Annotated in this window: 6 protein-coding genes and 1 pseudogene; 2 read left to right on the top strand and 5 right to left on the bottom strand. The window is 40.5% G+C overall.

Features of this window, described 5'->3' with window-relative positions; all coding sequences use genetic code 11:
- The first annotated feature begins 134 nt into the window (after positions 1–134).
- Positions 135–950 (top strand): hypothetical protein, encoded by an 816-nt coding sequence (locus tag HWQ58_RS15125; protein ID WP_292863815.1) that lies wholly within the window; start codon positions 135–137, stop codon positions 948–950.
- 640 nt (positions 951–1,590) lie between these two features.
- Here the strand turns inward: HWQ58_RS15125 and HWQ58_RS15120 are convergent.
- Positions 1,591–2,271 (bottom strand): uracil-DNA glycosylase, encoded by a 681-nt coding sequence (locus tag HWQ58_RS15120; RefSeq protein WP_292863812.1) that lies wholly within the window; start codon positions 2,269–2,271, stop codon positions 1,591–1,593.
- Between the two features lie 191 nt (positions 2,272–2,462).
- On the opposite strand from HWQ58_RS15120, the gene HWQ58_RS15115 reads away from it, so the two are divergent.
- Positions 2,463–3,161: a phosphoribosyltransferase family protein gene (locus tag HWQ58_RS15115; protein WP_292863809.1), complete on the top strand. Its 699-nt coding sequence runs from the start codon at positions 2,463–2,465 to the stop codon at positions 3,159–3,161.
- Positions 3,162–3,188: 27 nt separating this feature from the next.
- Here HWQ58_RS15115 and HWQ58_RS15110 read toward each other — a convergent pair whose 3' ends face one another.
- The 4 genes and pseudogenes from HWQ58_RS15110 to glyQ form a co-directional block, all read right to left on the bottom strand.
- On the bottom strand, positions 3,189–4,289 hold the full coding sequence (locus HWQ58_RS15110) for a tetratricopeptide repeat protein (protein WP_292863806.1): 1,101 nt from the start codon (positions 4,287–4,289) through the stop codon (positions 3,189–3,191).
- Positions 4,290–4,551: 262 nt separating this feature from the next.
- A pseudogene (locus tag HWQ58_RS15105) lies at positions 4,552–5,018 on the bottom strand (NADAR family protein).
- 45 nt (positions 5,019–5,063) lie between these two features.
- Positions 5,064–7,418, bottom strand: a complete 2,355-nt coding sequence (locus HWQ58_RS15100) for a ComEC/Rec2 family competence protein (RefSeq protein ID WP_292863803.1) — start codon at positions 7,416–7,418, stop codon at positions 5,064–5,066.
- Positions 7,419–7,924: 506 nt separating this feature from the next.
- Positions 7,925–8,824 (bottom strand): glycine--tRNA ligase subunit alpha, encoded by a 900-nt coding sequence (gene glyQ / locus HWQ58_RS15095; protein WP_292863800.1) that lies wholly within the window; start codon positions 8,822–8,824, stop codon positions 7,925–7,927.
- Between the last annotated feature and the right edge of the window lie 137 nt (positions 8,825–8,961).

The raw sequence follows: 8,961 nt of genomic DNA, 5'->3' as shown, positions 1-8,961 counted from the left end.
TTGATAGACCCCTGACATTGGATATCCCTCTTCTCATTAAATCTTATTATCTCATCTGTAGCCAGCTTTTAGAGAATTAGTATAATAAGTAATTTTACTTGTATGTCCCAAATAGTAAAGTAAGGAGGAGTATTATGGTTGCAACTGCGATCAAAAAAATCTCAATGGCTGTTGCTAGCTCTGCAATTGTTGCCTTAGTCGCAGGAGGAGTGTCACAGGCCGCAATTATTGTTCCTAATGAAGTAGAAGCTACAGAGGGTAATATCAACAACAGTTGGCCATTCATCGCAAATTTTCAGGGTCGGTATCAGCAAGTTTTTGGCGCTTCAGAATTTGCATCCCTATCTAAACCTCAACTAATTAGCCAAATTGCCTTTCGTCCTGATAGCGATTTCGGCAGTAGCAATGCTTTCTCATCGACAGTTTCTAGTATCCTAATTAACCTTTCTACGACAAAGAGCGCACCTGATAACTTGAGCAAAACCTTTGCAGATAATGTCGGGGTAGACAACATTACAGTATACAGTGGAGCTTTATCACTCTCCAGTGCCGATGAAGGTCCGGTATTTGGCCCGAAAAAGTTTGATATTGTTATCAATTTACAAAATCCATTTTTATACGATCCAACTAAAGGTAACTTATTACTTGATGTGAAAAATTTTGTTGGAGCTGATATGATATTTCCGTTTGTTCCGTTTGATGCCCAAGGAAATCTCAGTATTAGTAATGGAGATTCCGATTCCGTATCGCGTCAATGGAGTTTTGATCCTAACTTTGCTAATGCTGATGGGCTAGACACAATAGGTTTAATAACAAAATTTACATTTGAATCTGAGGTGGTCTCTGTTCCCGAACCTTCGGCAGCATTGGGTACACTGGCAATTAGTGTTTGGGGGGCGGCAGCATTACTAAAACGCAAACATCATAAGAAAACAACAATCAATTTGTAGTAGCTTGAATTCTAAGGTGGGTTGGTTGATACAACCTACAACATTTGTAGGTTGTATCAACCAACGCAATCATAGGCTTTGTAGTGGTGGGCCATCCTATCGCTATATCTGTCCCAATTTTCACTAAAATGACGTGAGTTCGACAGACCTCACCCACCTAGCCTCCCTCTCCTGCGAGGAGAGGGAGGAGCAACGAAAAATTAAGCTTTTTGCTCCCCTCTCCTGTTAGGAGAGGGGCTGGGGGTGAGGTCAAAATCCTGTGCATCGAACTCACGTTGGTTTAACTGCTTATACCTATTTGCCTAAAAAACCTTCGATTGACATTTAACCAAAAGATTTGCCTGCACTACCTCCTGCCATTTTTTAGTTCCGTCGAACTCACGTCAGATTAAACAAATTGCGGATTTTCATAAGCCAGCAAGTCTTCATATTCAATTAGAATAAGCGATCGCAATCACTAAAGTTAAATTTTCACTTTCACAAAGTCTAGTCATCTAAATCGCTTAAAATCTTATATTTAGTCCTTTTGAGAGGACTTTAACTATTAGCTTTAGAATTTATTCCCAACCGGGATAGCAATGAAATGAGTAATTGAAAAGATGTTGGTAGTGACAAGCCTTAAAAAAGACGGAATTAAGCATTAGCTGTTATTTTGGATTTCGTCTAACTTGGCACGCACTAGCTGGATATCCTGCCACATCAACCATTTCGGCGCACCTCTTTCCTTAGAAGGGTTACGCAGCAAGTAGGAAGGATGAAAGATTGGCATACATAAACGCCCTTCCCACTCTAGCCACTGTCCGCGAATTTTCGTAATTCCCCGCTTATCGCCGGTGATACCTTTGACAGCAGTCGCACCCGTTAACAGAATTATTTTGGGGTCAACTAAGCGAATTTGTTCCAGTAGGTAAGGTAGACAAGCTGCCACTTCTACAGGAGTGGGAACTCTATTATCTGGTGGGCGACATTTATTGATATTGGCAATATATACATCACGATCAGTAGTCAGATTCACTGATGCCAAAATTTTCTCCAGCAATTGCCCCGATCTGCCTACAAATGGTAAGCCGGTTTCATCTTCATTTTGACCTGGCGCTTCTCCCACAACCATAATTGGTGCTTTGAGATTGCCACGTCCGACAACAGCATGAGTGCGAGTGTCTCCCAATGCACAACGGTGGCAGCGATCGCAATGCTGTGTCAACTCCGTTATGGCAGAATAAGTTCCGGGAGTGATCGGAATTTTCGCGTCTGTAGGAATCAGTTCTCGTTGGTTAAAGGTTGAGTCGTCGAAAAGGCTGAGTTGGGTTTCGCTGCTCATGAAAGTCAGGATTTTGGCATCAGCGCCAGCTATCTATATCTGATTTAAATAGCCCTCTGGCTGGATATTGATCGGAACAATAAACTTTTGCTGAATACTTAATTATTTATACAAATCTTATTGTATCAGTTAATTTGAGACAAAATTCAGTCATGATAAAAGCAGTGCCGTCCTGAGATGCTGGGGAAACCATGTCACATACCCCACTTTTCGCCAATCGTACCCATGCAGGTAAGTTATTGGCGCAAGTAATTCATGATAATTTGACTCAGCAAACTATTGATTCTGGGGTAAAGCCTGTACCAATTGTTTATGCTTTGCCAAGAGGAGGTGTACCAGTAGCAGTACCAATAGCACGTCTTTTGGATTGTCCGTTGACAATTGTTGTGGCAAAAAAGATTAGTCATCCAGAAAACCCAGAGTTAGCAATTGGTGCAGTGACTACTTTTGGAAATGTTCTTTGGGCGGATCAAAAGCTATTTCGTTCTAAACACGATCTGCGGTGGCGAGAAGTGGTTTTAAATAAAGCGATAAACCTTGCTAAGTCTCTTGAGGCTCAATTAATTCCTGCTTGTCCGCAGGTGAATGCAGAGAATGCTACGCTCATCTTAGTTGATGATGGCATTGCTACAGGTATGACAATAGCGGTAGCAGCAACTGCCATGAGAGCGCTTTCTCCAGCAGCAATTTGGCTATGTACTCCATTAGCGCCACAAAAATTGCTACCTTGGTTAGAACAGTGGGGCGATCGCACAATAGTATTGGAAACACCCGAACCCTTCTGGAGTGTGAGTAATTTTTACGCACAATTTCCTCAAGTAGATACATTAGAAGCTCTCGTGTATCTCCAACAACAAAAGACAATGAAGGGAATTGATCTGTGCGAGTAATTTTAAATTGTTTTCCAATCTTACTTTTTAACTATTTGAAGATGTCCCTTGCTGATATTGCATAGCTTTGGCATAATCACCCAAAGCGTAGCAAGCGACTTTCAGACTGGCAAGAGCTTGTTCTTCACTGCGATGATCTTTGATATTTCTAGCTAACAGCAAACGTTCTTCATAATATGTAATTGCTTTGTTATAGTCACCTAAAGCCTCACAAGCAACTCCTAAACTACTTAAAGACTGTTCCTCGCTACGCTTGTCTTGAATTTCTTTCGCTAATTGCAACCGATCTTCATAATACTTAATTGCTTTGGTATAATCACCTAAAGCATAACAAGCATTGCCCAGATTCTTTAGCACCTGAGAAGCACTGCGAACATTTTTTAAAGAGCGTGATAGTACTACACATTGTTCATAATAAGCGATCGCTTTTAGGTAATTGTTCAAAGCATACCAAGCATTACCCAAATTCTTGAGTACCTGTTCCTCGCCCCAATTATCTTTGAGTTCCCGCACAATCTCTAAGCTTTGCTGCTGATACTCAATGGCCTGTGTAAAATTGCCTAAAGCTTTATACACCAATCCCAAATTATTCAGTGCTGCCACTTGACTGCGTTTGTCCTGTAGTTGCTGCGTTATTTTCAAACATTTTTCTAGAAACTCAATAGCCTTTTTATGGTCATTCAGGTGACGGTATGCATTGCCTAAATGGGAAAGAGCTTGCATTTGCAATGCTAAATCTGAGGTGTTATTGAGCAAAGACAGACACTGTTGGGAGTAAGAGATAGCACCTTTGTAGTCTCCAGCGCTATAAGTTACCAATCCTAAAAAAGAAAGTGTCTGTGCTTGTTTTTGCAAATCGCCAACTGCCTGAAACAGCCCCAAGGATTGCTGTAAAGACTTCATAGCTGTTATTAATTCACCAGCTTGCTGCTGTTGAATTCCTTGCCGTAGTAGTTTAGATGCTTCTGACAAATGGTCATCACTTTCTTGTGGAGGTATTATTTCTGCTTGTGAACCAGAGTCAAATTCATGGGTAATTGTATTACGCTTCACTGGTTTTAGGTATGTTATGGGTAATTGCAAGGGAACTGTATTTTTCGATCTGTTATTCCATTCACCTTTAGACATCAACTCCTTCCTGTGAAGTCTGGTGCTAAATCTATTGTTCCCAAAACCAGGATGCATCTTTCATCAGTCTGGTTTACCACAGTGTAAGTTTAGGAGAAGTGAGAGTTTATATAGCGATTGCTAATCGAGGCTTTTAAATTACCACTCATGAAGAGTAATAACTCTGTAGCAGTCTTAGAGCGTTTGCGAGCGTCTATATTTCTTATCTCTTCGTGTTTTCTACGTCTGGAGTAGTTCGATTAAAAAACTATTTTCTACAAGATTATTTCACAGTTTTATTATCAATATCTGCCCTGTATGTATGGTACAGGATATCCCGTACCTCCATTAAAATTTTTCCTAGCATATTTTTACCACTACCATCGGCTCCGCAACCCCAGTAAAAATCGATAGGCGAGTTTTCAACAATTTCTGCATTGTTTGTAGAAAGTAAGATATCTCTAATATCTGTATGAGTTTGAAATTTACACAGCACAGCTTGCCGCATGATGTCATCTTTAACTTGTTCCCAATCTTGACGTAAGGGACGCATTCTTTCACGCCCCATTCTTGCCGCATCTTTCGGTGTTTTAACTAAACGGATTTGTTTTACATGAGGTGTACCCACATTTTGCGCTTGAAAGTAGTGTTCGCTAGTTGACCAATACAATCCATTTAATTGAAATCCGTGAGGCGAAAAGTTAGAGAAACAGCCTATTCTTCACGAGTACTCTAAAAATAGATTTTCATAGAATTTGATACAAATTTTTTGAATTCATTGAATTTGTGAGTTTTTTATAAAACAGATGATTTATTTTCTGTTGATTCAATAAAAGCCTCAAACTGACCATTAGGAGTCCATTGAATAGCCCCATCTCGCCCTGTAAAAAACAGTTTAGTTTGGCTTTGATTCAGTTCAGATAAAGTTTTTGGATCGAAGTTGGCAGAAGAAGCGATCGCTACTTGTGGTTGCAGAGCAATAACTAAATCTTTCAATGACTCAGGCGCACACCAAAGCACTTGCGGGCGAGGTAAACTTCCATTTTTAACTAATTTTTGTACCTCCTTAGATTTAACATTACCTACTAATAACCAATTTTGTTCTAAAATTTGCAATTGTAAAATTGGTAATTGCTCGTTGATTAATTGTGCTACTATCGAACCAGCTTTCACAGCTTGACCAACTGCCAATGGTTGATAAATTCCTTGATGTTTTTGTAGTTCCTGTTGAATTGCTTGAGTTGTAATGGAATTATCTGTTTGGGGTGAATATTCATAAAAATTATTGATTGGTAACCGTTGCATTAATTCAAACCAAGCATTACTTTCATTACCTTGGAAATCAGTTGCGATCGCCCAATTTATTTGATTTACACCCTGCTGTTGTAAAAACGGTATAATTGTAAAACGTCCTGTACCTTCATCACCACTATTAATTACAGTTACAGTACCTCGATCTTGAACAACTAGAATTGGTTCCGTACCAGATTCTAAGACAGTTATCCTAAACAACGTATTTTTAGAATGCCAAAGTGGGATGAATACTAAACCAATCGCAATCAGATTAGCAAACCACCACCGCCTTTGCCACCAAGGCACTAGCCATACCAATATAATTAGTATATAAATCGCCAAAAGCTGCCAAGTAGATATGCTGCCCACCGCAACAGAATTTCCGGGCAAATTGCTAAAAAATTCCACTAGTTTAATTAACCAATCAGTAGGATAATGTAACACTCCGGCTAGGAAGCTTCCTGCTTCAGTCCAAACTAAACCTACTAACGCACTGATAATTCCACCTATACTAATGATCGAAATTAATGGAGTACTAACCACATTCAGCAATAGACTATAAGATGGTACAACTCCAAAGACAAAAAGTTGCACAGGTAAAGTCCAAATAGTAGCAGCTAGGGGAACGGCAATCAAAGCAGCGATCGCAGGTGGTAGCCATGCTAGGCGATTGACTAATGCGGGTACTGTTACAACTAATCCTAGTGTTGCTAAAAAACTCAATTGAAAACCTAAATCCCAAATCCATAGAGGATTAAACACTAATAGCAGAGTTGCTGCTAATAGTAACGATCCAAACTGCTTTACCTTCCTTTTTAATAGCAGACCAACTAATGCTGCAAAACCCATAATTACGGCTCTGAGAACCGCAGGTTGAAACCCTGTTAAACTCAGAAAAATGATTAAAGCCAAAAACCCAAGGGTAAATTGGGTTCCTTTTCTTGCCCGCTTCGTTAACTGTAAAATCACACTCAAAATCAAAGAAGTTTGGAACCCAGAAGCTGCTAAAGCATGAGCTAATCCAGCTTGTACAAATAAGTCGCGGATATCATAGGGTAAATCAACAGCTTTGCTGCCTAAAACCATTGCGCTGACAAGAGGCCCTTCAGGAATACCCAACCAACGAACTTGCGATCGCACAATCCGCTCCCGAATTTGCCACCATCCCCATTTACGTTCCCGATCCAAAATATTTATCTGTCGCCCAATCAAACCAGCAAACGTTCCTTCCTGCTTGAGAAACTTCTGAAAATCGAAACCACCAGGATTGGAAGCCGCCTTTGGTTTGTACAAAATCCCAGTCACAGCAATTTGTTGACTAGGGTATAACCCAGTAACCTGAAGTATAGGGACTGTCACATACAATTTGCCTGTAACCCCTTGTGGGACACCTGCTGAACCTTTATTATTTTTAACTTCATCTAACTGAGTCGTTTCCAGCCAAAATTGTCCTCGCTGACTGCGAGTTAAGCGGGGATTACTCGCCACTTCGCCGCGTACAATCACAAGTTGTTCTTGATTGCTGCTATTTCCAGGCGGGACAAACTGACTAATATCTTTTGCACCCGGTTGTGGCATTCGCCATTGAAAATATAGAGTTGCCAATAATCCCACCAAGCCAGCAGCTAGCCATATTCGAGGATGGGGAATAGTTTGCCAAATATTAGGCACTGCTTTATTTTTGCTTCCAGTATTTTCTGGTTTGTGAGCAAATTGCTGTAGTGTGGTGCGTCTTCTAAAGATAACTGCTCCCACTATTCCCAAAACCAAAATCCCCACACCACCCCAAGGAACTGCTGTAAACAGCAACCCAAAAATGTAGCCAAGACAAATAATTACACCACTGGTTTGAATCATAAGATTTTTGTAAAAGCACCTGGCAACCCGAATTTGCAGATGGTTTAAATATAGATAGGGCAGCAATAAAGAAAAATCGACGTTGCTGAATTTGGTTATGAAATTCAAAAAGTAAATATTCCAAACTCTTATTATCTGTGCTTGGAGCACCTCTGCGTGAGCTTTTTATCTCTTTAAATCAGTAACAGCGAAAAGTTTTTATGCTTGTGGTGAGTATAGTCCATCAAGTTTATATAAACAAAGCCCGCACAGGCGGGCCTTATCCTTGTAGCTTTAATGTTCTAGATTCAATATTTAACCGTATTTCTGTCCTTTAGCAAAAGCCACATCAAAAAAATATACCTAGCTTAAACCTCAGCGCCACAAGGATAAACAAAACACAAAATTGTAGTAAATTAAATTTGCCACGACTCTGGGTACCTTTGCCTTTACTTTGCGTTTCTCTGGCTTTAACAACGCTATTATTTTACACAAAACTGTACTTAGTTCGTGTGTAGCCGCACTCTTTAGGATATTGGGCTTCCTGTTGAACCCATAGTATCTTTGAGCAACGGAAAACCCAACTTCTCCCTTTGCTCAACATATAAATGAGCTACCTTCCTAGCCAAATGCCGAATCCTGGCAATATAGCGAGTTCTCTCCGTCACCGAAATCACACCTCTAGCATCCAGCAGATTGAATGTGTGCGAACACTTCATTACATAATCTAAGCTAGGCAATACTAATCCTCGCTCCGTCAATTGGGTAGCTTCCTGCTCATACAAATTAAATAATGTCAGTAGCAACTCAGGATTTGACGCTTCAAAGTTGTATGTGCACTGCTCAATCTCACTTTGCAGGAAAACATCGCCATAAGTAATGTTGTCTGTCCACTGGATCTTAGTAAATGTTTCTACTTGCTGGAGATACATTGTCAGCCGCTCTAACCCATAAGTAATCTCAATCGACACCGGACGGCAATCAATTCCTCCACACTGTTGGAAGTAAGTAAATTGAGTAACTTCCATCCCATCTAACCATACTTCCCATCCAGTGCCCCAAGCTCCCACAGTTGCATCTTCCCAGTTATCCTCTACAAACCGAATATCGTGGTCTTGAGGACGAATACCTAAAGCTCTTAACGAATCAAGATAAATCTCCTGAATATTATCTGGTGATGGCTTAATCAGAACTTGGTATTGATAATAATGTTGGAAGCGGTTGGGGTTTTCGCCGTAGCGTCCATCAGTAGGACGACGACAAGGCTCAACGTAAGCAACAGCCCAAGGTTCCGGTCCCAATGCTCTTAAAAAAGTCTGAGGATTCTTAGTACCAGCCCCCTTTTCAATATCGTAGGGCTGGGCAATAAGACAACCGCGATCGCTCCAGAAATGATGCAATAAACTTATTACCGACTGAAAATTCACGCTTGTTCCATCCTTAGTCAACACAGTGCATAAACCATTGTTGCCTAGAACCCGGCACTGTGGGCAGTTTCAGCTGACAGAAAAACAGTCCAAAATTATTTTGGGAAAAATAGTTGACACAATGAATGAGGTTCGCT

Source organism: Nostoc sp. LPT, from assembly GCF_017115165.1.
GTDB lineage: Bacteria > Cyanobacteriota > Cyanobacteriia > Cyanobacteriales > Nostocaceae > Nostoc.
The sequence above is the reverse complement of the archived record's forward strand: the minus strand, read 5'-3'. Positions and strand labels throughout refer to the sequence as shown.

What these genes read in the sequence shown, in the direction of transcription:
- HWQ58_RS15100 (WP_292863803.1), bottom strand. Translation starts at nt 7,418, where the DNA reads ATGATTCAAACCAGTGGTGTAATTATTTGTCTTGGCTACATTTTTGGG.
- HWQ58_RS15125 (WP_292863815.1), top strand. Translation starts at nt 135, where the DNA reads ATGGTTGCAACTGCGATCAAAAAAATCTCAATGGCTGTTGCTAGCTCT.
- HWQ58_RS15120 (WP_292863812.1), bottom strand. Translation starts at nt 2,271, where the DNA reads ATGAGCAGCGAAACCCAACTCAGCCTTTTCGACGACTCAACCTTTAAC.
- HWQ58_RS15115 (WP_292863809.1), top strand. Translation starts at nt 2,463, where the DNA reads ATGTCACATACCCCACTTTTCGCCAATCGTACCCATGCAGGTAAGTTA.
- HWQ58_RS15110 (WP_292863806.1), bottom strand. Translation starts at nt 4,289, where the DNA reads ATGTCTAAAGGTGAATGGAATAACAGATCGAAAAATACAGTTCCCTTG.